The sequence below is a fragment of the Arhodomonas sp. KWT2 genome (assembly GCF_041949875.1).
Lineage (GTDB): Bacteria > Pseudomonadota > Gammaproteobacteria > Nitrococcales > Nitrococcaceae > Arhodomonas > Arhodomonas aquaeolei.
The window spans coordinates 64387-87239 of the sequence record NZ_JBHFPQ010000043.1; the positions used below are offsets into that span (position 1 = coordinate 64387).

The 22853-nt window shown below is 69.9% G+C and carries 18 protein-coding genes; 6 read left to right on the plus strand and 12 right to left on the minus strand.

The window, feature by feature from the left end; genetic code table 11:
- Positions 1-15 precede the first annotated feature (15 nt).
- From ACEZHJ_RS09625 to ACEZHJ_RS09670, 10 genes are all read right to left on the minus strand, one after another.
- Positions 16-1191, minus strand: coding sequence for a Xaa-Pro peptidase family protein (locus ACEZHJ_RS09625; protein ID WP_018718185.1), 1176 nt, complete (start codon positions 1189-1191; stop codon positions 16-18).
- A 120-nt stretch (positions 1192-1311) separates the two neighbouring features.
- Complete coding sequence (locus ACEZHJ_RS09630; protein WP_018718186.1) at positions 1312-2070, minus strand: peptidylprolyl isomerase; 759 nt, start codon at positions 2068-2070, stop codon at positions 1312-1314.
- Positions 2071-2145: 75 nt separating this feature from the next.
- On the minus strand, positions 2146-2808 hold the full coding sequence (locus ACEZHJ_RS09635; RefSeq protein WP_163138651.1) for a hypothetical protein: 663 nt from the start codon (positions 2806-2808) through the stop codon (positions 2146-2148).
- A complete protein-coding gene (locus ACEZHJ_RS09640; protein ID WP_163138650.1) occupies positions 2808-3770 on the minus strand; it encodes an META domain-containing protein in 963 nt (320 codons plus the stop codon). Before ACEZHJ_RS09640 ends, ACEZHJ_RS09635 begins: the two co-directional genes overlap by 1 nt.
- Positions 3771-3868: 98 nt before the next feature.
- The gene (gene narI / locus ACEZHJ_RS09645) at positions 3869-4555 is read right to left on the minus strand and encodes a respiratory nitrate reductase subunit gamma (protein WP_018718189.1); all 687 of its coding nucleotides are present in this window, start codon (positions 4553-4555) and stop codon (positions 3869-3871) included.
- Between the two features lie 18 nt (positions 4556-4573).
- A complete protein-coding gene (gene narJ / locus ACEZHJ_RS09650) occupies positions 4574-5263 on the minus strand; it encodes a nitrate reductase molybdenum cofactor assembly chaperone (RefSeq protein ID WP_018718190.1) in 690 nt (229 codons plus the stop codon).
- 10 nt (positions 5264-5273) lie between these two features.
- Positions 5274-6842, minus strand: coding sequence for a nitrate reductase subunit beta (gene narH, locus ACEZHJ_RS09655; protein ID WP_018718191.1), 1569 nt, complete (start codon positions 6840-6842; stop codon positions 5274-5276).
- Positions 6839-10591, minus strand: coding sequence for a nitrate reductase subunit alpha (locus ACEZHJ_RS09660; RefSeq protein ID WP_163138649.1), 3753 nt, complete (start codon positions 10589-10591; stop codon positions 6839-6841). Before ACEZHJ_RS09660 ends, narH begins: the two co-directional genes overlap by 4 nt.
- Before the next feature lie 85 nt (positions 10592-10676).
- A complete protein-coding gene (locus ACEZHJ_RS09665; RefSeq protein WP_163138648.1) occupies positions 10677-12086 on the minus strand; it encodes a NarK family nitrate/nitrite MFS transporter in 1410 nt (469 codons plus the stop codon).
- Between the two features lie 65 nt (positions 12087-12151).
- A complete protein-coding gene (locus ACEZHJ_RS09670; RefSeq protein WP_018718194.1) occupies positions 12152-13534 on the minus strand; it encodes a nitrate/nitrite transporter in 1383 nt (460 codons plus the stop codon).
- A 227-nt stretch (positions 13535-13761) separates the two neighbouring features.
- Between ACEZHJ_RS09670 and ACEZHJ_RS09675 the strand changes: the two genes are divergently transcribed.
- Both ACEZHJ_RS09675 and narL read left to right on the plus strand, forming a co-directional pair.
- On the plus strand, positions 13762-15615 hold the full coding sequence (locus ACEZHJ_RS09675; RefSeq protein WP_018718195.1) for a type IV pili methyl-accepting chemotaxis transducer N-terminal domain-containing protein: 1854 nt from the start codon (positions 13762-13764) through the stop codon (positions 15613-15615).
- Positions 15612-16259 (plus strand): two-component system response regulator NarL, encoded by a 648-nt coding sequence (gene narL / locus ACEZHJ_RS09680; protein ID WP_018718196.1) that lies wholly within the window; start codon positions 15612-15614, stop codon positions 16257-16259. Before ACEZHJ_RS09675 ends, narL begins: the two co-directional genes overlap by 4 nt.
- 69 nt (positions 16260-16328) lie before the next feature.
- Here narL and ACEZHJ_RS09685 read toward each other — a convergent pair whose 3' ends face one another.
- Positions 16329-16751: a hypothetical protein gene (locus ACEZHJ_RS09685; protein ID WP_018718197.1), complete on the minus strand. Its 423-nt coding sequence runs from the start codon at positions 16749-16751 to the stop codon at positions 16329-16331.
- Positions 16752-16889: 138 nt separating this feature from the next.
- Positions 16890-17846 carry an SH3 domain-containing protein gene (locus ACEZHJ_RS09690; RefSeq protein ID WP_163138647.1) on the minus strand — a complete coding sequence of 319 codons (957 nt, stop codon included), beginning with the start codon at positions 17844-17846 and terminating at the stop codon, positions 16890-16892.
- A gap of 265 nt (positions 17847-18111) precedes the next feature.
- Here ACEZHJ_RS09690 and ACEZHJ_RS09695 point away from each other — a divergent pair, with 265 nt between their 5' ends.
- The 4 genes from ACEZHJ_RS09695 to cysI all read left to right on the plus strand — a co-directional run bounded on the left by ACEZHJ_RS09695 (position 18112) and on the right by cysI (position 22810).
- Positions 18112-18576, plus strand: a complete 465-nt coding sequence (locus ACEZHJ_RS09695; RefSeq protein ID WP_163138646.1) for a ProQ/FINO family protein — start codon at positions 18112-18114, stop codon at positions 18574-18576.
- Between the two features lie 131 nt (positions 18577-18707).
- Positions 18708-18929, plus strand: coding sequence for a hypothetical protein (locus ACEZHJ_RS09700; RefSeq protein ID WP_163138645.1), 222 nt, complete (start codon positions 18708-18710; stop codon positions 18927-18929).
- Positions 18930-19078: 149 nt separating this feature from the next.
- Complete coding sequence (locus ACEZHJ_RS09705; RefSeq protein ID WP_163138644.1) at positions 19079-20896, plus strand: assimilatory sulfite reductase (NADPH) flavoprotein subunit; 1818 nt, start codon at positions 19079-19081, stop codon at positions 20894-20896.
- Positions 20897-21079: 183 nt separating this feature from the next.
- Positions 21080-22810: an assimilatory sulfite reductase (NADPH) hemoprotein subunit gene (gene cysI / locus ACEZHJ_RS09710; protein ID WP_163138643.1), complete on the plus strand. Its 1731-nt coding sequence runs from the start codon at positions 21080-21082 to the stop codon at positions 22808-22810.
- Positions 22811-22853 lie beyond the last annotated feature (43 nt).

A 22853-nucleotide genomic window follows, 5' to 3' on the forward strand; every position in this document is an offset into this window, starting at 1 on the left:
ACCCGGCACCCGCCCTCAGGTGCCCAGCTCCCAGTCGTTGGCGGTGATCGCCCGCGCACCGCCGGCCTCGACCACCACTGTCTCGCTCATGCCGATGCCCCACTCGCCGGGACGGCGCAGGCAAATGGGCAGGTGGAAGACCATGCCCGGCTCGAACACCGTCCCGACCCCACGGGCAATGAAGCCCGTGCCCTCCACCCAGGACGGCGGGAACTGCACGCCGACGGTATAGCCGAACACACCGGAGAAGAACACCGAGTCGGCGTGGGGCGCTAGCACCGCCTCCGCCGCCCGGGCGGCGGCGTCGAAGGTGTTGCCCGGGCGCATGGCCTCGCGCAGGCCCGCGACGAGATCGGCGCAGGCGCCATAGAGCCCGCGCATGGCCTGTGTGGGTTCGCCGCAGACCACGGTGCGCATCTGCGGCGCGGTATAGCGCCCGCGCACGGCGCCGTACTCCAGGAACACCGGCTCGCCGTCGGCGATCCGGTGACCGTTATGGTTGCTGTGGATGATGCTCGAGCGCACGCCGGCGGCGACGATGGGCTGCATGCTCATGAACTCGCTGCCCGCGGCGAGCATGGCGCGGGCGCCGGCGGCGGCGACCTCGGAGTCGGTCACACCGGGGGCGACGGTCTCCGCGGAGGCCGCCAGGCCCGCCTCGGTGATCCGTGCGCTCTCGGCGAGCACCGCCAGCTCGGCGTCGGACTTCACCCGCCGCACCGCCGCGACCAGCTCGCCGGTGGCGACCCACTCGGCCTCGTGGACGGCGCTCAGCGCGGCGAGCAGCCCGGGGCGCAGGCCCGGTGCCCACTCGTCGACGCCGACCCGGCGCGCTCCGGCCAGGGCTTCGGCGAGCTGCCGCGTGGCCTCGTGGGGGAACTCCCAGCGATAGCCCACGATCTCGTCGACGTGGGCCATGGTCACCGCCGGGCCGGTCTCGATGGAGGGCACCTGCAGCCACGTCCGCGAGGGCGTGACCACCAGCGCGATGGACACGGAGACCTCGAAGGTCGAGTAGCCGGTGAGATAGCACACCTCGGCGGCGTCGGTGACCAGCAGCGCCTCCAGGCCGTCGCGCTGCATGCCCGCGCGCACCGCCTCCAGGCGGCGCCGGTACTCCCCGGCATCGAACCGCGCCGGCAGCCGGCCGACGCGCTCGCTCAGGACCTCGCGATAACGTTGGTAGTCCATCGGTGCTCGTGCCCTCCCCGGGCCGTGGTGACTGACGCCCGCCGCGCGGCGGGCGGTCCGCCGGACAGCATGGCAGGCGTCTCCACACCGTGCCAGGGAGTGACCGATCTTCTCACTGGTTCACTGCACCAGCGGGGAGTCCGCGGCGTCGAGGTCGACACCCTCGATGTCCGCCTCGGCGGCGAGCAGCCGCACGTACTGGCCGAAGGCGCGGCGGCGCACCCGCTCGGTGAGGTAGTCGGCGATGCGCGGGCGCACCGTCTCGTAGTCCGGCAGGTGGCCGGGCTCGTGGCTCTGCACGTCGACGACGTGCCAGCCGTAGCGCGTCTCCACCGGGCGCGCCGCCAGCCCCTCGGGCAGCCGCCACACGGCGCGCTCGAACTCCGGCACGGTCGCCCCCGGGGCGATCTCGCCGAGCTCACCGCCGTACTCCCGGGACGGGCAGTCGGAGTGGCGCCGGGCGAGATCGATGAACGGCGCACCGTCGCGGCACTCGGCGATCAGCGCCTCCGCCTGGTCGCGCTGGCTCACGCGCTTGTCGGGATCGTCGGGCAGCGCCGCCAGCAGGATGTGCCGGGCGTACACCCTCGGCGGTTCGCGGAAGCGCTCGCGGTTGTTCTCGTAGTAGGCCCGGCAGTCGTCGTCGCCGGCCTCCGGGATGGTGACCTCGCGTTCGATGAGGGCGTCGATCACGCCGTCGTCGGCCTCGGCCTCGGTGGCGAGGCCGGTCTCCACCGCCCGCTGACGCAGCAGCTCGCGCACGGCGAGCGCCACCGCCGCCTGGCGCTGGCGCTCGGCGATGTCCCCGCCCTCGTAGTTGGCGGACTCGATATTCACCGCCTCGTCGCTGATCTCGATTGCGTTGATCGTGATAGGCATCGTTGCCCTCTCGTGTCGCGCCGGGTCATGGCGACCCGGCTGATGGTGTCGGTCCGCGGCCGCCGGCCCGCGGTCTCAGCAGCCCCCGCCGCCGTCGCCACCACCGCCACCGGCCGTGCCGCCACCCGCGGAGCCGGAGGCGGTGGGCAGCCAGCCCATCATGTGGACGGCGATGGCAAGGGCGTCCAGCGGCACCGGCCGCTGGACGGTAAGGTCGAGCTCCAGCGCCGAGAACGGGTTGGGCACGGCCTCCGCAACGGCCAGCCCGTCGGCGAACAGCGTGCGGTCAAGCCCACGCCGGCCGGCGCTGTGACGGCGGCAGAGCACCTTGTAGCCGGTGCCGTCCAGGCGGTAATGCGCAGTCCAGCTCCGCCGCTGCTGGATGCCGCCGCTGTCCACCGTGGTGTCGGTCTCCAGCTCAGCCACCACGCCCGCCCCGGCGCGCCAGGTGACGCGGCGCCGCGGCCTGCCGAAGAGGCGGCCCAGAACGTCGCCGGCGATCTCCCCGGCACCGCGGTCGCGGGGGTAATCCAGGCGGTAGCGCCGGCCGGTGAAACGCAGCTCGGTGAAGCCGGGGCGCAGCAGCCCCGGCTCGACCAGGCTCGCCAGGCGTTCGTCCACGTCCGCGATCACGAAGGTCTCGTCGTCCCCGCGGAAAGTGCCGGCCAGCGACAGCTTGGGGAAGTGGACGGTAAGCTCGCCCTCCACCGGGCGCTTGTGTGCGGATTCCCCGTCCATCACTGCGCCTCCCCGACCGCACGGAGACGCCGTCCGTCACCGGTGTGAAGGATCAGCGCGCCGTCGTCGGCAATGCCGAAGCGGCGCACGTCGGCGAGCAGGCGCAGCAGACGCGGCGCGGCACCGTTACCGGCCGCCGCCAGCCCGCTCAGCCTCAGCGTGGCGGGCGTCAGCGTGTAGGTGCCGGCATAGCGCCGCCCCGCCGCCCGCCCGGTGACCCGCCCGTCCCGGCGAAAGCGCAGGGTATAGGCGCCGGCGTCCGTGTGCCCTGCCGCCGGCATCCCGGTCACCCGCCAGCGGCGGCCGGCGAGCAGCGCCCGGGGATCACCGCCGCAGCCGCGCAGCGTGCGGCCGTCCAGGCTCACCTCGACCCGGTGGGGATGGGGCATGCCGGTCATGTCGTCCGCGCACGGCCCCTCGCGCACGGTCACCGTGACCGCGTCGGCGCCGCCGCTGCCCGGCGCCCGGTAACGGCGCCCGCCGGCCACCGGCTCGGGCGCCGGCGCGGGACGGTCGACGCGCCGCTCGCCGTAGTCCGCCACCAGGACCAGGCGGCTGTCCCTAAGCTCCAGGTGCCAGCCCGGCTCGTTGCCCCGCGCCTCGTAGGGCCGGCTAAGCGCGGCGACGCACTCCGGCAGCACCCGGCCGTCGAGCACGACCCGGGCGCGGGCGCCGTGGGACCAGACACTGACCGCGCCACCCCGGCCCGCGTACTTCGCCCCCGAGGCGGTACGCACCCGCTCGAGCCGGTAACGCCGGCAACCGGCGTTCAGCCAGGCGGTGGCGCCGGTACCGACGAGGTCTACGGCGGTATCGCCGCAGCGATAACGGGTCACGGGCGCCTGCTCCGGCGGCCCCGCCGCGGCACCGCCCACGTCCGCGCCGTCACCCGCGGGCACGGCACAGCCGGTGAGCGGCGCAAGCACCGCGATCACAGTGAGTCGGGTCAGTCGTGGCGTCATCGGCCTTCTCCGGGTCGCTTACGGCTCGGCCGCAGCATGCCTGATCGACGGCGCCCGGCGCACGCCCCGCCGCCCGCAGGCGGCGGGGTGGCGGAGGCTCAGCCCTGGCGCTGACGCACCAGCTGGTAGCTGCGCCCGAGGTACCACACCGGCGCGCTCCAGATGTGGACGAGCCGGGTGAACGGGAAGACCAGGAAGGTCGTCAGCCCGAGGAACAGGTGCAGCTTGAACACCAGGCTCACGTCGGCGATGTACTCCGCCGCGCCGGGGCGGAAGGTCACGATGTGCTGCGCCCAGTCGGCGAGCTCCAGCATCGTGCCACCGTCCAGGTGGGTCGCCGAGACCGGGATGGTGAGCATGCCCAGTACCAGCTGCACGTACAGCAGCAGGATGATGAAGGTATCCATGCGGCTCGAGTTGGCCCGCACGCGCTCGTTGGTCAGCCGGCGCTGGATCAGGATCCAGCCGCCGACCAGGGCGAGGGTGCCGAAGATGCCACCGGCGGTCATCGCCATCACCTGCTTGCTGCCGGGGGTGAGGCCGAACCACGGGTACATCCAGTGGGGCATCAGCAGCCCGACGAGGTGGCCGAAGAACAGCAGGATGATGCCCACGTGGAAGAGGATGTTACCGATACGGAACCGCCGGCTGGAGTCGAACAGCTGGCTGGAGTTGGTCTTCCAGGTGTACTGGCTCATATCGAAGCGCACGATGCTGCCGAGCAGGAAGACCGTGCCCGCGATATACGGGTAGTAGCCGAAAAGCAGGTTGTTCAGGAACGACATGGTCGCCTCCTCGATTGTTCAGGCCGTGCCGCTGCGCGGCGCGCCCCACTGCACCGGTTGCGCCCCGCCCTTGCGCCCGGCGGCGGCACCGCAGCCGCCCTCCGGGCCAAAGGTCACCGGCGCCTCCATCCACACCGCGTCGAGCGCCTCCGGGGTGTCGTCCCGGGGCTCGGCGGCCACACGCTCGCGCACCGACTCGTCCGCCTCCACCGCGGCAAAGGCGAGCAGCGGCTCCAGGAGTACGGCGTAGGGGCTCTCCCGCTCGGCGAGCCGGGCGTGGAGGAGCTGGATCAGGTGCCCCACCTCCTCCAGCCACGCCAGGGCCTCGCCGTCCGGCAGCGACGCGCAGAACTCCAGGAACAGCGGCACGTAGTCCGGCAGCTCACTGACCGCGATCTCGAAGCCGGCGGCCCGGTAGGCGAGCTGGAGGTCCACCATGGCGGCCCCGCGGTCGCGGGACTCGCCGTGGACGTGCTCGAAGAGATACAGCGAGCGGGCCCGGCCGCGGTCGAAGGTCTCGACGTAGCGGGACTGCACGTCCAGCAGGTCGCTGTCGCGCAGCTCCGCCGCCAGCGCCCCGATCCGCCGGCGGGACTCGCCGGTGACCAGGGCCTCGGCGTCGAGGGCCTCCAGGATCTCGTCGACGTGCCGCTGCAGCGCCGCGTCGGGATAGTGCAGCAGTGCCGCGATTACCTTCAGTGTCTGCATGGTGCCCTCCTCAGGAGACCTTGCGGGCCCGCGCCAGCAGGTCCTCGCGGTTGGGGAACGCCCGCTTGCGCGGGTTCTTGGCACCGAAGAGGTTCGGCCGGGTGACGCCCTGGGTGTGGCAGCCGTCGCCGAAGCTGAAGCCGCAGCCGCTGCGCTCGCCCCAGGGGTCGTCGGTGCTGAGCTCCCGGTGGTTGGTGGGGATCACGAAGCGGTCCTCGTAGTTGGCAATGGCCATGACCTGGTACATCTCCTCCATGGCCGCCTCGCTGAGGCCCACCTGCTCCAGCAGCTCCCGGTCGGTGACGCCGTCGACGGTCTGGCGCCGGCGGTAGAGGCGCATGGCAAGCATGCGCCGGAGCGCCGAGGCCACCGGGCGCTCGTCGCCGGCGGTGAGCATGTTGGCGAGGTAGGTCAGCGGGATGCGCAGGCTCTCCACGTCCGGGATGAGGCCGTCAAGGCCGACGTGGCCGGCGTCCGCCGCGGCGCTGATCGGCGAGAGCGGCGGCACGTACCAGACCATCGGCAGCGTGCGGTACTCCGGGTGCAGCGGGAAGGCGACCTTCCACTCCATCGCCATGCGGTAGACCGGCGAGACCTTCGCCGCCTCCAGCCAGGAGTCGGGCACGCCGTCGCGGCGGGCCTGGGCGATGACCTCCGGGTCATTGGGGTCGAGGAACACCCGCAGCTGGGCCTCGTAGAGGTCCTGCTCGCTGGCCGTGGAGGCGGCCTCCTCGATGGCGTCGGCGTCGTAGAGCATCACCCCGAGGTAGCGGATGCGGCCCACGCAGGTCTCGGAGCAGACCGTGGGCTGGCCGGCCTCGATGCGCGGATAGCAGAAGGTGCACTTCTCCGACTTCCCGGACTGCCAGTTGTAGTAAATCTTCTTGTACGGGCAGCCGGAGATGCACATGCGCCAGCCCCGGCACTTGTCCTGGTCGATCAGGACGATGCCGTCCTCCTCGCGCTTGTAGATCGCCCCCGACGGGCAGCTCGCCACGCACGTGGGATTGAGGCAGTGCTCGCAGAGACGGGGCAGATACATCATGAAGGTGTTCTCGAACTGCCCGTAGATCTCCTTCTGCACGTTCTGGAAGTTGTAGTCCTGGGAGCGCTTCTCGAACTCGCCGCCGAGGATCTCCTCCCAGTTCGGCCCCCACTCGATCTTGTCCATGGGCTTGCCGGTGATCGCCGAGTACGGCTTGGCCGTCGGCTGGGCCTTCGACTCCGGGGCGTTGTGCAGGCGCTGGTAGTCGAAGTTGAACGGCTCGTAGTAGTCGTCGATCTCCGGCAGGTCCGGGTTGGCGAAGACATTGGCGAGCACCCGCCACTTGCCGCCGATGCGCGGGCGGATGCCCGCGCGGTCACCGCGGCCCGTGCGCTGCCAGCCACCCCGCCAGCGGTCCTGGTTCTCCCAGTCCTTGGGATAACCGATGCCGGGCTTGGTCTCCACATTGTTGAACCAGGCGTACTCCATACCCTCGCGCGAGGTCCACACGTTCTTGCAGGTCACCGAGCACGTGTGGCAGCCGATGCACTTGTCGAGGTTGAGTACCTTGCCGATCTGTGCGCGCACCCTCATCGCGTGTACTCCTGTTCCAGAATGCTTTCGTCGTCGCCTTCCAGCCAGTCCACCTTGTCCATCCGCCGGACGATCACGAACTCGTCGCGGTTGGAGCCGACCGTGCCGTAGTAGTTGAAGCCCCAGCTCTGCTGGGCGTAGCCGCCGATCATGTGGGTGGGCTTGAGCACCGCCCGGGTCACGGAGTTGTGGATGCCGCCGCGGGCGCCGGTAATCTCCGATCCGGGGGTGTTCACGATGCGCTCCTGGGCGTGGTACATCATCGTCATCCCGTCCGGGACGCGCTGGGAGACCACCGCCCGCGCGACCAGCGCGCCGTTGGTGTTGAACACCTCGATCCAGTCGTTGTCCTCGATGCCGGCACGCTTGGCGTCACCCTCCGACATCCACACGATGGGCCCGCCGCGGGAGAGCGTGAGCATGAGCAGGTTGTCCGAATAGGTGCTGTGGATGCCCCACTTCTGGTGCGGGGTGATCCAGTTGAGCACCAGCTCGGGGTTGCCGTTGCCCCGCTCGCCCAGCAGCGGCCGGACGGTGCGCGTGTTCACCGGCGGACGGTAGGTGGTGAAGCCCTCGCCGAAGGCCCGCATCCACGCGTGGTCCTGGTAGAGCTGCTGGCGGCCGGTGAGCGTGCGCCAGGGGATGAGCTGGTGGACGTTGGTCCAGCCGGCGTTGTAGCAGACCTCCTCGGACTCGATCCCCGACCAGGTGGGCGAGGAGATGATCTTGCGCGGCTGGGCGACGATGTCGCGGAAGCGGATCGACTCGTCTGCCTTGTGCGCTGCCAGGTGACTGTGCTCACGGCCGGTGAACCGCTCCAGCGCCCCCCAGGCCTTGACCGCGACGTGGCCGTTGGTCTCCGGGGCGAGGCTCATCACCGTCTCGGCGGCGTCGATGGCGGTGTACATCTTCGGCCGGCCCTTGTGGTGCTCGCCGTCGTGCCAGCGGCCGTTGAGGCGGCCGAGGAACTCGACCTCCGCCTCGGTGTTCCAGCTGATGCCCTTGCCGCCGTTGCCGAGCTGGTCCATGAGCGGGCCGAGGGCGGTGAAGCGCTCGTAGAGCGCCGGGTAGTCGCGCTCGACCACGGCGATGTTGGGCATGGTCTGCCCGGGCACCGGGTCGCACTCGCCCTTGCGCCAGTCCTGAACGTCATAGGGCTGGGCGAGCTCCGCGGGGGTGTCGTGGAGCAGCGGCACCGTGACCAGGTCCTTCTCCACGCCGAGGTGACCGGTCACCAGCTCGGAGAACCGCTTCGCCAGGTCGCGGTAGATGTCCCAGTCGCTGCGGGACTCCCACGCCGGGTTCACCGCCTCGGAGAGCGGGTGGATGAACGGGTGCATGTCCGAGGTGTTGAGGTCGTTCTTCTCGTACCACGTGGCCGTGGGCAGAACGACGTCGGAGTACAGGCAGGTGGTGGACATGCGGAAGTCCAGCGTCACCAGCAGGTCGAGCTTGCCCCGCGGCGCCTCGTCGTGCCAGGTGACCTCCGCGGGCTTCTCGCCGTCGTCGAGCTCATGGAGGTCCTCGGCCTGGACGCCGTCGCTGGTGCCGAGCAGGTGGCGCAGGAAGTACTCGTGGCCCTTGCCGCTGGAGCCCAGCAGGTTGGAGCGCCACACGAACATGTTGCGCGGGTAGTTTGCCGGGTCGTCCGGGTCCTCGCAGGCCATGTGCAGGCGCCCGGAGCGCAGCTGCTCGACCACGTAGGCCTTGGGGTCCTCGCCCGCCTCGATGGCCTCGCGGGCCACCTCCAGGGGGTTGCGCCCGAGCTGGGGCGCGGACGGCAGCCAGCCCATGCGCTCGGCACGGACGTTGTAGTCGATGAGGCTGCCCTGCCAGTCGTCGGCGTCGGCCAGCGGCGAGAGGATCTCGTCGACGCGCAGCCGCTCGTAGCGCCACTGGTCGGTGTGGGCGTAGAAGAACGAGGTGCCGTTCATCTGCCGCGGCGGCCGGGCCCAGTCGAGGGCGAAGGCCACCGGCAGCCAGCCGGTCTGCGGACGGAGCTTCTCCTGGCCCACGTAGTGGGCCCAGCCGCCCCCGCTCTGGCCGACGCAGCCGCACATCACCAGCATGTTGATGATGCCGCGGTAGTTCATGTCCATGTGGTACCAGTGGTTGAGCCCGGCACCGAGGATGACCATGGAACGGCCGTTGGTCTTGTGGGCGGTCTCCGCGAACTCCCGGGCGACCTGCACCACGTCGCGGCGGTCGACGCCGGTGATGTGCTCCTGCCACGCGGGGGTGTAGGGGAGATCGTCGTCGTAGCTCGAGGCCACGGCATCGTCGTCGAGGCCGCGGTCGAGGCCGTAGTGGGCCATCATCAGGTCGTAGACCGTGGCCACGCGGGCGGTCTCGCCGTTGGCCAGGGTCACGCGGCGCACCGGCACGCGGCGCTCGAGCACGTCCGGGTGCTCGGTGCTGTTGAAGTGCTCGTGGGCGATGCCGCCGAAGTACGGGAAGGCGACGGTGGCGACATCGTCGCGGCTGTCGAGCTGGCTCAGGCGCAGGGAGATCTCCCGGCCCTGGCCGTCGCGCTGCTCCAGGTTCCAGCGCCCGCTCTCGTCCCAGCGGAAGCCGACGGAGCCCTGGGGCACGACCACCTCGTCGCTGGCCTCGTCGAAGGCGACGGTCTTCCAGTCCGGCTTGCCGTCCTCGCCCAGGGCCTCGGCGAAGTCCGCCGCCCGCAGGAAGCGTCCCGGCACGGTGTGCCCGGCGTTGTCGTCGAGGCGCACCAGGAAGGGCATGTCCGTATAGCGCCGGCAGTAGTCGACGAAATAGTCGCTGGGATTGTCGAGGTGGTATTCGCGCAGGATCACGTGGCCGAGGGCCATCGCCAGTGCGGCGTCGGTGCCCTGCTTCGGCGCCAGCCAGCGGTCGGCGAACTTGGTCGCCTCGGCGTAGTCCGGCGAGACGGTGACCATCTTGGTGCCGTTGTAGCGCGCCTCGGTCATGAAGTGGGCGTCCGGGGTGCGCGTCTGCGGCACGTTGGAGCCCCACATCATGATGAACTTCGAGTTGTACCAGTCCGCGGACTCGGGCACGTCGGTCTGCTCGCCCCAGGTCATCGGCGACGCCGGCGGCAGGTCGCAGTACCAGTCGTAGAACGACAGGCACACGCCGCCGAGCAGCGAGAGGTAACGCGTGCCCGCGGCGTAGGAGAGCATGGACATGGCCGGGATCGGCGAGAACCCGGCGATGCGGTCCGGCCCGTAACGCTTGATGGTGTGGATGTTGGCCGCGGCGATGAGCTCGGTGACCTCGTCCCAGTCGGCACGCACCAGCCCGCCGAGCCCGCGCACGGACTGGTAATCGCGTACGCGCTCGGGGTCCGAGGTCAGTGCCGCCCAGGCGTCCACCGGGTCATTGTGCTCGGCACGCGCCTCACGCCATGCCCGCAGCAGCCGGCCACGGATCATGGGGTACTTCAGCCGGTTCGCCGAGTAGATGTACCAGGAATAGCTCGCCCCGCGCGGACAGCCCCGGGGCTCGTGGTTGGGCAGGTCGGGACGGGTGCGCGGATAGTCGGTCTGCTGGGTCTCCCAGGTGACCAGGCCGTCCTTGACGTAGATCTTCCAGGAGCAGGCGCCGGTGCAGTTCACCCCGTGGGTGGAGCGCACGATCTTGTCGTGCTGCCAGCGCTGGCGGTAGGCCTTCTCCCACGAGCGGTCCTCGTAGGTGGTCTGGCCGTGGCCGTCCGCAAACTGGTCCTGGACCTTGCGGAAGAACATCAGGCGGTCGAGAAAGTGACTCATGGTCGGGCCTCGTTCAAGCGTTGTCTGTCGTCATCGGGGCCGGCCGGGACCCGCTCTGGGGGCGGGCCTCCGGCAGGGACCGTGCTCAGCAGGGGATCTCCGCGTCGTGACGCTCGTAGAACCACCACGTCACGACGACGCAGGTGACGTAGTACGCGACAAAGGCGTACAGGGCGGCGGTCGGACCGCCGGTCAGGGCGATGGACGTGCCGTACGCCTTGGGGATGAAGAAGGCACCGTAGGCCGCCAGCGCCGAGCTGAAGCCCAGCGTCGCCGCCGACTCCTTGTTGGCGTCCTTCACGGCCTGGGCCCGTGCGGCCTCGTCCTTGCCCTCGCTCCAGCGCCCGTGCTGGGTGTGGAAGATGATCGGGATCATCCGGAAGGTGGAGCCGTTGCCCACGCCGGTGGTCACGAACAGCACCATGAAGGCCAGGAAGAAGCCCCAGAAGTTGCCCGCGGTGCCCATCACCGGCAGGAAGTAGACCACCCCGAAGACCGCGGCGATCATCACCACGAAGTTCCACAGCGTGACCCGTGCACCGCCGATCTTGTCGGCCATCCAGCCACCCACGGGGCGGATGAGCGCACCCACCATCGGCCCGAGGAAGGCGTACTGCAGCGGGTCGACGTCGGGGAACTGGGTCTTGATGAGCATGGGGAAGCCGGCGGAGTAGCCGATGAAGCTGCCGAAGGTGGCGATGTAGAGCCAGCTCATCAGCCACTGGTGCTTGCGCCGGAAGATCACGGCCTGGTCACGGAACGAGGCCCGCGCCGAGGCCACGTCGTTCATCCCGAACCACGCGATCACGGTGAACAGCACGATGAACGGCACCCACACCAGCCCGGCGTTCTGCAGCCACAGCCGGCCGCCGTCCGCGAGGGTCTGGTAGGAACCGAACATGAACGACAGCGAGCCGGTGGTGATCACCGCCGGCACCACGAACTGCATCACCGACACGCCCAGGTTGCCGAGACCGGCGTTGAGGCCGAGGGCGGTGCCCTGCTGGCTCTTGGGGTAGAAAAAGCTGATGTTCGCCATGCTGGAGGCGAAGTTGCCGCCGCCGAAACCGCACAGCAGCGCAATCGCGGCAAACTCCCAGAAGGTGGTGCCCGGGTCCTGCACGGCCACGCCCATCCACAGCGCCGGCAACGCCAGCGAGGCCGTGGAGATCGCCGTCCAGCGGCGGCCGCCGAAGATCGGCACCATGAAGCTGTAGAAGATGCGCAGGGTCGCGCCGGAGAGCCCCGGCAGCGCCGTGAGCCAGAACAGCTCATTGGTGGTCAGGGTGAAGCCGATGTTGTTCAGCCGCGTCGCCACCGCGCTCCAGACCATCCACACGCAGAAGGCCAGCAGCAGGCAGGGGATGGAGATCCAGAGGTTACGTGTGGCGACGGCCTTGCCCTCGCGCTCCCAGAACTCGGCGTCCTCGGGGCGCCAGTCGGTGAGCACCCGGCCCTGGTGCCCGCCCTTGTTTGCCGTGTTATTGATGGCCATGGTCGATAACTCCCGATGGTTGCTTGCAGCGGCCGGGGCGCTCACCCCGGCCGCCGTGTTTTCTTTCAGGCGCGGGCCCCGGCGCCCGAGCCGCCGTGCTCGGGGGTGGAGGCCGACGCGGACTGACCGTGTCCGGCCTCACCCTGCTCCTGGATCTCCGGGAGGTAGCGGTAGCGCTCCTCGGAGAGCTCGGGAATGCGCCGGCGCTCCATGCGGCGGATCGCCACGTGCATCCAGATGAGCATCACCGCGACCAGCACGAACAGCACCATGTAGGAGCTGGTCCACACGCCGGTGAGGTCGAGCACGATCCCGAAGAGGATGGGCAGGAAGAAGCCGCCAAGACCGCCGATCATCCCCACCAGACCGCCGACGGAGCCGACGTGGTCGGGGTAGTAGACCGGGATGTGCTTGTAGACCGCGGCCTTGCCCAGGGACATGAAGAAGCCGAGCAGCACGGTGATCGTCACCACACCCCACAGCGGCATGGCCAGGCTGAACGCGATCGGGCCGTTCTTGCCCTCGACCACGTAGCGGGTCTCCGGATAGGCGAGCAGGAACAGGCACACCAGCGAGGCGATGAAGGTGAGGTACATCACCGTGCGCGCCCCCAGGCGGTCGGAGAGATAGCCGCCGAGGGCACGGAAGACGCTGGCGGGCAGCGAGTACAGCGCGGCGAGCGTGCCGGCGACGCCGATGCTGAGCCCGTAGGCGCCGACGTAGTAACGCGGCAGATAGGAGGCCAGGGCGACGAAGCCGCCGAAGACGAAGAAGTAGTACAGCGCGAAGCGCCACACCTGCACGTAACGCAGGGGCTCGAGCTGGGTGAGCGCGGAGGTGCCCCGGGCACCGGCCTTCCGCCGGGCCACGGTCATCGGGTCCTCCTTGGTGAGCACCCAGAACACAACCGCCATGATCGCCAGGATCACCGCGTAGACCTCCGCGGTGCGCTCCCAGCCGAGGGCGACCAGCAGGAACGGGGCACCGAAGTTGGTCACCGCCGCACCCACGTTACCCGCGCCGAAGATCCCCAGTGCCGTGCCCTGGCGCTCCTTCTCGAACCAGTAGGAGGTGTAGGCGATACCCACGATGAACGAGCCGCCGGCCAGGCCCACACCGAGGGCGGCGATCAGGAACATCCAGTAGGTGTGCACGTAGGAGAGCAGGAACACGCACACCGCGGTAACGAGCATGAGGATGCTGAACACCCGCCGGCCGCCGTACTGCTCGGTCCAGATACCGAGAAAGATCCGGCTGATGGAGCCGGTGAGCACCGGCGTCGCGATCAGGATACCGAACTCGGTCTCGTTGAGCCCGAGCTCCTGCTTGATCTTCACCCCGAGGACCGAAAAAATCGTCCACACCGCGAAGCACACGGTGAACGCGACGGTGCTCAGCGTCAGCGCCCGATACTGATCGGGCCTCGTTACGCCTTCCAGGTTCTTCATGGCAGCCTCCCTGACACGAGGGGAATGATTGACTGGGTGTCAGCGTGGGCTCGTGAAGGCGGGCGCCCCTTGATCCAGGTCAATCATGAATCTCCAATATTCCCGGAAAATCAGTTACATATATATTACTGGGTATCCCGGAATAGCATGCCAAGTCACTGTTACTTCAGGTGAAAAACCCTCTGGAATACCACTTTATGGGTAGAACGGATGAAGGGAGCGGTTCATTGGAGGTAGAGACGGACGGCTCGTGGCCCCTCGGGTCACTCTCCCGCCGCTCGCTGCTGGTGCGCGTGGGACTGGCGATGACGGCCATATCGACGCTGGCGATCGTGAGCATGCTCACCTCTATCATCATCGCGGAGACGGCCAAGGGTGACGCCGCGGCGATCAACATCGCGGGCACCCTGCGCATGCAGACCTACCGCCTGGCCGATGCCCTCCGCGCCGACGCCCCGGACGAACGCCTGCGCGAGTACGTCCGCGAGTTCCGCGAGACGCTGGAGGCGCCGGCGCTCACCGGTGTGATCCCGGACGAATCCACACACCCGCTGACCGAGACCTATCACCGCGTGCACCGGCGCTGGGACGACGAGCTCGCCCCGGAGGTGACCGGCGACGCCGCAGGCCGCCAGCGCTACCTGGCCCAGGCCCGGGGCTACGTGGGCCGCCTGGACAGCATGGTGCGGCTGCTCCAGCAGGAGGCGGAGAAGAAGATCCAGCTCCTGCGCCTGGCCCAGGGCCTGAGCCTGTTCGTCACCATCGCGCTGGTGTTCTTCAGCATGTACCGCATCCTCACCGACGTCGTACCGCCGCTGCGCGAGCTCGTCCGCGTGGTCGAGGCGGCGCGCCGGGGCGACCTCGGCGCGCGCACCAGCTATCGGGGCGACGACGAGATCGGCCTGATATCGCGCACGTTCAACCGTATGGCCGCCAACCTGCAGGCCATGTACGGCAACCTCGAGGAGCGCGTGCGCTACAAGACGGCACGCCTGGAGGAGAGCAACCGCGCGCTGCAGGTGCTCTACGACACCGCCCGGCGGCTGAGCCAGCACGCCGACCGGGACGCGGACTACGCCGATGTCCTCGCCCGCCTGGAAACCGCCCTCGGCGTGGGGCCACTGGCGCTGTGTCTCACCGGCGGGGGCGGCTCTCGCCGTATCGTCGCCGCCGACGGATCCGGGGCCGTCGATGCCCCGCCCTGCCCCGCGGCGGACGCACTACCGGCGCCGGGCGGCGCCTGCCTGGTGGGGGACGGCGTGCTCGCCGTGCCGCTGGCGGAGGGCGATGACCACCACGGCGCCCTGCTGGTGCGCCCCCCGGGCGGCAATGCCCTGCCCGACTGGCAGCTGCGCCTGTGCGAGACGGTGGCCGGCCACATCGCCACCGCCCTGGGTCGCCAGCGCCGCGAGGCCGACCGGCGCCGGCTCGCACTGATGGACGAACGGGCGGTGATCGCCCGGGAGCTCCACGACTCCCTCGCCCAGGCACTGTCGTACCTCAAGATCCAGACCGCCCGGCTGGAGGCCCAGCTCCGCGGCGACCCGGTGGACCGCCCGGCGGCGGCGGCGATCCTCGCCGAGATCCGCGAGGGCCTCAGCAGTGCCTACCAGCAGCTGCGCCAGCTGCTGAGCACCTTCCGCCTGCGCCTCGGCGAGGGCGGCCTGGAACAGGCCCTGACCGCCGCGGTCGACGAATTCGCCGACCGTGGCGGCATCGGCATCACCCTGGATCACCGGGTCTCCGACGGCATGCTCACCCCCAACGAGGAGCTGCACACCGTGCAGATCGTGCGTGAGGCCCTCGCCAACGTCGTCCAGCACGCCAACGCCCGCCACGCCCGCGTGCGGCTCTGCCCGGAGGGCGACCGGATCGTGGTCACCGTGACCGACGACGGTACCGGTATGCCCCCGGAGCCACACCGGAGGAACCACTACGGCACCACCATCATGCAGGAGCGCGCCCGCGGGCTCGGCGGGGAGATCACCTTCGGAAACGCCCCCGAAGGCGGTACCGTGGTACGACTTGCCTTTCAGCCCGCCCTGCGCCGCGGTGGGCCCGGACCGGGAGTGAACGAATGAACGACGAGCTCACGCGGGTACTCATCGTCGACGACCATCCGCTGTTCCGCCGGGGCGTGCGCCAGCTCCTGGAGATGGACCCCAGCCTGAAGTGCGTGGGCGAGGCGGCGGACGGCGAGACCGCCGTGCGTCTGGCCTGCGAGCACGAGCCGGACCTGGTCCTGCTGGACCTGCAGATGGAGGGCATGGACGGCCTCGCCACCCTGCGCGCGCTGCGTGAGCACGACCGCCATGCACGGGTGATCATGCTCACCGTCTCCGACAGCGAGGACGACGTCATGGCCGCCCTGCGCGACGGCGCGGACGGCTACCTGCTCAAGGATATGGAGCCGGAGGACATGCTCGAGCGCATCCGCGAGGCGGCCACCGGCAAGCTCGTGCTCAGCGACCGGCTCACCCGGCTGCTGGCCACCGCCATCACCGGCGGCCGCGACCACGACAGCGCGCGGCTCGCCGAGCTCACCTCCCGCGAGCGCGAGGTCCTCGGCGGCATCGCCCAGGGGCTCAGCAACAAGCTCATCGCCCGGCGGCTGGATGTCAGCGAGGGCACCGTGAAGGTCCACGTGAAGAACCTGCTGCGCAAGCTCGGGCTGAAATCCCGGGTCCAGGCCGCGGTATGGGCGGTGAATCAGGGGCTGCGCTAGACGGCCGGCGTGGGAGGCGGCGGGGACGTCGGGACGACCCGGGAGCGGGCCGCCCCGGCTCGGGGACGGTCAGTGGACGGTGGCCTGGCGCTCGCGGGTCTCCTTGAGCACCCCTACCACGTCCTGCTCCCAGCTTTTCGCCAGGGGGGACTGCGCGACGATGGCGGAGACCTCGTCGTCACTGACCGGTGAGCCGCCCTCGTCCTCCACGCTGACACGCATGCGCTGTTCGTCACGCAGCTCGTAGGCACGCTCGCCGCTCTCGGAGTCACCCACGCGCAGGGTGACCTCGTCGCTGTCCACCACGGCGCGCCAGTTGACCTGCGCCATCCAGCCCTGGGCGTTGGAATAGATGGATACGCCCGCAAGCTCATGGCGCTCGTCACGCTGGTCGCCGTCGAGGACATGGACACTGCTGGTCATGTGCTCGAACGGGGCGTCCTCCAGCATGCGCTTTAGCTGCTGCTTGGGGATCGAGTGGTCGCGATTCATCAGCGTCACCTGGGGTTGAGCGCATCGGGTTTGTTCAATGATATGCGTTCGCCACCCCCCTAACACAAGCCCGCCGGTGCGATCCGGGGACCGCACCGGCGGAGGGAGAATCACCGGCTTGCTGCCGGCGAGCGGCGGCTACTGCCGCGTGACGTAGTCGGAGTGCACCCAGCCGTTGCGGCCGCTGTTCTGCACCTGAACCTGCCACCATGCCCCCTCACGCTCGCCGGTCGGCACCACCGGCGTACCCTCGGCGAGGGTGGTGATCACCGGCGCCGAACCGTTCGGCCCGGAGCGCAGATTCAGCGCCGCCGCGGTGACATAGACGCCCTTGTCCTGGCGCTGGGAGCTGGGCTGGATCGCGCGCATCTGGCTGACCAGGTTGTTGTGGGCGTCGACGAAGGCGGCAATCACGATCTTGCCGATCTCCGTGTCCTGGTAGGAGCCGCCACCACCGGCCACGCCACTGGCCCAGCCGAAGCCGCCGAAGCTCACGTCCGTCTTCTTCGCCGTGCCGGTGGCCGCGGCCTCCTGCACGCCGGTACGGATATTGGTGAGCAGCAGCGTGGTCTGCGCCTCCAGGTTCTCGGTCTTCACGCCACCGGCGATAGCGCCCGCGACGCCGGGCAGCAGCGCACCGAGACCGCCGAAGCCGCCGCCGGAGTCCGGGTCCTTGAACGCCACGTTGGGCGTGAGGATGAAGTCCGCCGCGGCCATCTGGCCCTTGCCCATGTTGCTGCCGGACTGCAGCTCGCCGCTCTGGGCGAGCCGGCGCTCCTCGCGCAGCGCCTGCGAGGCCTGGCCCCGCTCGACCACCTTGAAGCAGCCGCTCTGGGCCATCATCACCCGGATCAGCGGCAGCGGACTCTGCAGGCCGGCGTCACGCAGGCCATTGTAGTTGCCCTCGTACAGCGCGGCGGTACCGATCGGCCGGCTGCAGCGAACGAGGTCCTTGGAGGCGTTCTGCGCCCCCGCCGCGCCCCCCGAACCCGTGACCGTCGACGACGCACCGCCGAGCACCGGGTTGGTGTTGCAGCCCGTCAGGGCCACCGCCATGGCGACCGCACCGGCCGCCGCCCAGAGTTGCTTACGCATTAGTCCCCTCTCCTTAAGTCATCCAACAGCAGGAAAATCCGATCCGCCGGCGCGCCGGCGGCACCGCTGCCGGGGAAAGACCGCCCCGGAAACATTTCTGATTGTGTAGCGCAAGGCTACACCGCACGGCTTGCGCCGTGCCAGACACACACCGGCAGCGGCGCCCCCTGCGACGCGGGACTATGCCCGGCGGCGCGGGTGCAGTATGCTTCGCAAAAATCGAACGTTGCCGGCAGAGCACGCGCGCGGATAGGCCCGAGAACCCATGTCCAATACCCCCAACCAGAAACGCCGCCGCGCCGAGCGCGCGCGCGACTTCCTCGAAGTGCTGATCGACCGTCATCCGAATGCCCTGAGCCGCGAGCGCGACCATGTGCGCCCGCTCGCCATCGGCATCCAGGAGGCGCTGCGGGCCGATCTCGACGCCGACGGGGAGCTCGACGAAACGCCCAACTGGCTGCTCAAGCAGGCCCTGGCGCGTTATACCCATTCGCCCGCCTACCTCGAGGCGATCATCGCCGGTCATCGTCGCGTCGGCCTCGACGGCGCCGATGCCGGTGCCGTCACCGAGGAGGCCGTGGCCCACGCGCGCACCCGGCGCGACGAGCAGAAGGCGCGTGCCGCCGAACGCCGTCGGCAGGCGCGCAAGTCCCGCAAGCGCGGGGACGGGCAGCAGAACGTGCAGGAGCGCAAGCTCCAGCGCCTCGCCGACAAGTTCAACAGCCGGTGAGCGCCGCTTGAAACGCGGCTCAGGCGCCCCGATAACCCGGGACAACCGGACAGCCGGCCCCCGCCGGCGCGCGTCCGCGCCAGTGACCCCATGCGTGACCAGCACCTCCAGGGAGGCCCCACGAACCTGCCATGACCGCGACCAGTAACTCCCCCCGCGCCGCCCGGCCGCAGATCGATCTCGACGGGCTGAGCATCGAAGAGCTCCAGGCGCTGCAACAGCGGGTCGACGCCGAGCTCGACGCCCGCTCTTTCGAAGAAAACCTCCGCCGCGAGCTCGATTCGCACATGCGCCGTCAGCAACGCACCGCTCCCTCCGGCGGCACGCCGCGCGGCGGATCACGCCGGGCGTGACGGGCACAGGCCCCGCCGGAAGGTGTTCCGGGCCGTTCAACAATCTGTTAATGCATAAACACATAAAGATTTATACTTTTTCGATCTAAACAGCGCCGGTCTATGCTGTCCGCCAGCTCGCCAAGAGGGATCCAGCGGAGGACGACAGCATGGCGCAAGGCCCCTTACTCGAGACTAACAGCCCGCTCAGCGCCGAGCAGGCCGAGCAGCTCAACGCGCTTATCGCCTCCCTGCGCGACGACCAGATGACCTGGCTGAGCGGCTACCTGGCAGGCCTGTCCACGGCCAGCCCCGCCGCCAATGCCGAGTCCGGCGCGCGCACCGCACCCGCGGGCGAGGCGCTGCCGGAGATCACCGTCCTCTATGGCAGCCAGACCGGCAACGCCGAGGGCATCGCCGAGCTCGCGGTCGAGCGCGCGGAGGCCCGCGGCTTCGCCGCCCGCCTCGCCGACATGGCGGACTTCGGCAAGAAGGACCTCAAGGCGGCCGCCAACCTCATGGTCGTCGTGAGCACCCACGGCGAAGGCGACCCGCCGGACACCGCCGAGGCCGTCCACGAGCTGGTAAACGGCCGCAAGGCACCCAAGCTCGCCGACGCCCGCTTCGCCGTGCTCGCCCTCGGCGACTCCAGCTACGAGAACTTCTGCCAGACCGGCCGGGACTTCGACACCCGCCTCGAGGCCCTCGGCGCCGAGCGCGTGCTCGAGCGCGTCGACTGCGACGTCGACTACGACGACGACGCCTCCGCCTGGGTCGACGCCGCCCTGGACCGCTTCGCCGAGCTCACCGGCGCAAGCGCGCCGGCGGCGAGCAACGTCATCCCCATGGCCGAGGCCCGCGGCGGCGGCACCGCGGCATGGAGCAAGAAGAACCCGTTTCCCGCGGAGATCCTGGACAGCGTCGTTCTCAACGGCCGCGGCTCGGACAAGGAGACCCGCCACATAGAGCTCTCGCTGGAAGGCTCCGGGCTGACCTTCGAGCCCGGCGACGCCATCGGCGTGGTGCCCCTGAACGATCCGCGGGTGGTGGACGAGCTGCTCGCCGCCACCGGCCTGGACGGCGATGCCGCCCTGGAGGGCGGCGAGACGCTGCGGGAGACCCTGCAGCGCGACTACGAGATCACCACCCTCACCCGCCCGTTCCTGGAACGCTGGGCGGAGATCGCCGGCGCTGACGGGCTCCGGCGCCTGCTGGGCGAGGACGCCCGCGACGAGCTGCGCGAGTGGATGGACGGGCGCCAGATCATCGACGTGGTCGAGGCCTTCCCCGCCGAGGGCGTGACCGCCGAGGCCTTCGTGGCGGCACTCCGGCGTCTGCCGCCGCGGCTGTATTCCATAGCCTCCAGCCAGCAGGCCGACGAGGACGAGGTGCACCTCACCGTCGCCGTGGTCCGCTACGAGACCCATGGCCGCGAGCGCGAGGGCGTGGCCTCCACCTATCTGGCCGACCGCCTGGAGCCGGGCCAGACCGTGGGTGTCTACGTCGACCGCAACAAGAACTTCAAGCTGCCCGCCGACCCCTCGGCGGCGACGATCATGATCGGTCCGGGTACCGGCGTCGCACCGTTCCGCGCCTTCCTCGCCGAGCGTGAGGAGACCGGTGCGGACGGCCGCAACTGGCTGTTCTTCGGCGACCGTCACTTCCAGACCGACTTCCTCTACCAGGCGGACTTCCTCGCCTGGCGGGACAAGGGCGTGCTCGAGCGCATCGACGTCGCCTTCTCCCGGGACCAGGGCGGGAAGGTCTACGTCCAGGACCGCCTGCGCGAGAGCGGCGCCGAGGTCTACGCCTGGCTCCAGGAGGGCGCCCACATCTACGTCTGCGGCGATGCCGACCGGATGGCAGGCGACGTTCACGCCGCGCTGACGGAGATCGTCCGCGAGCACGGCGGGCTCGACGAGCAGGGCGCCGCCGACTACCTTCGCACCCTGCAAAAGGACAAGCGTTACCAGCGGGACGTCTACTAGGACGGCTCCGGAGCGCACCGCCACAACGGCTCGGCCCGGCGGACGCACGAGCCGGCACGCGCCGCGGCGGTGCGGCTCCGGCGTCCACCGGAACGGCGTCATCACACTGCGGCCGCGCCGCCCCGCTCCACGGGAAAGGGCGCGCCGGCACGGCATCACGGCAACAGCCAACGGGCCCTGACCATGAACGACATCAGCCGACCGCTCGAAGAGCTCAGCCACAACGAGACGCTGAAGGCCGACAGCGACTACCTGCGCGGCAACCTGACCGCCGAGCTCGCCGACCCGGTGACCGGCGGCGTGACCGAGGACAGCCTGCAGCTGACCAAGTTCCACGGCATGTACCTGCAGGACGACCGCGCCCTGCGCAGCGAGCGCCGCCGTCAGAAGCTGGAGCCGCTGTACTCGTTCATGGTCCGCGTACGCCTGCCCGGCGGCGTGGTCACCCCGGCGCAGTGGCTGAAGATGGACGAGCTCGCGCGCACCTACGCCAATGGCACCCTGCGGCTGACGACGCGCCAGACGTTCCAGTTCCACGGCGTGCTCAAACGCGACATCAAGCAGCACATCCAGGGCATCGACGCCGCCGCGCTGGACTGCATCGCCGCCTGCGGCGACGTCAACCGCAACGTCATCGCCACCGCCAACCCGCGGCGCTCGGCGGTGCACCGGCGCACCTTCGAGCTCGCCCACGAGATCAGCGCCCACCTGCTGCCGCGCACCCGCGCCTACCACGAGATCTTCCTGGGCGAAGAGCGCGTCGCCGGCGGCCCCGAGGAGCAGGAGCCGCTCTACGGCCCACAGTACCTGCCCCGCAAGTTCAAGATCGCCCTCGCGGTGCCGCCGGAGAACGACGTGGACGTATTCGCCCACGACATCGGCTTCATCGCCATCCTGGACGACGACGGCACCCTCGTCGGCTATAACGTCACCATCGGCGGTGGCATGGGCATGACCCACGGCGAGACCGCGACCTTCCCCTGCGTGGGGGAGGTCATCGGCTTCTGCACCCCCGACCAGGTGGTCGAGGTCGCCGAGAAGATCATGCTCGTGCAGCGTGACCACGGCGACCGTGCCAACCGCAAGCACGCCCGGCTGAAGTACACCGTGGACGACCACGGCGCCGACTGGTTCCGCCGCGAGGTGGAGAAACGCCTGGGCCACGAGCTCGAACCGGCCCGGGCGTACCGCTTCGACGACAACACCGACCGCCTCGGCTGGTACCAGGGCGACGACGGCGACTGGCACTACGGGCTGTTCGTGCAGAACGGCCGGGTCGCCGACTTCGACGACGAGCGCCGGATCATGAGCGGCCTGCGCGCCATCGCCGGGGTCCACGAGGGCGACATCGCCATCACCACCAACCAGAACGTGGTGATCGCCGGCGTGGCCGAGGGCCAGCGCGAGCGCATCCAGTCGCTGATCGAGGAATACGGCCTGGAGCGCCACGCCTCGGCCCTGCGCGCCGCCTCCATGGCCTGCGTGGCCTTCCCTACCTGCGGGCTGGCCATGGCGGAGAGCGAGCGCTACCTGCCGACCTTCGTCGACAAACTCGAGACGCTGATGCGCGACGCCGGCCTGGATCCGGAGGCGGACCCGATCGTCACCCGCATGACCGGCTGCCCCAACGGCTGTGCCCGGCCCTACATCGCCGAGATCGGTTTCGTGGGTAAGGCGCTGGGCAAGTACAACCTCTACCTCGGCGGCAACCGCACCGGCTCGCGCCTCGCCAAGCTCTACCGCGAGAACATCGACGAGGCCACGATCCTCGAGACCCTGGGCGCGCTGCTCGGCGACTACGCCCGGGAGCGCGGGGACGGCGAGTGCTTCGGTGACTTCGTGGTGCGCACCGGCGTGGTCCCGGAAGTCACCGCGGGACGCCACTTCCACGATCCGCTGCCTGCCGTAGAATAGCCCCCTCGGGGCACGGCCCCCGGCCGCGCGCGCCCCAACGGCG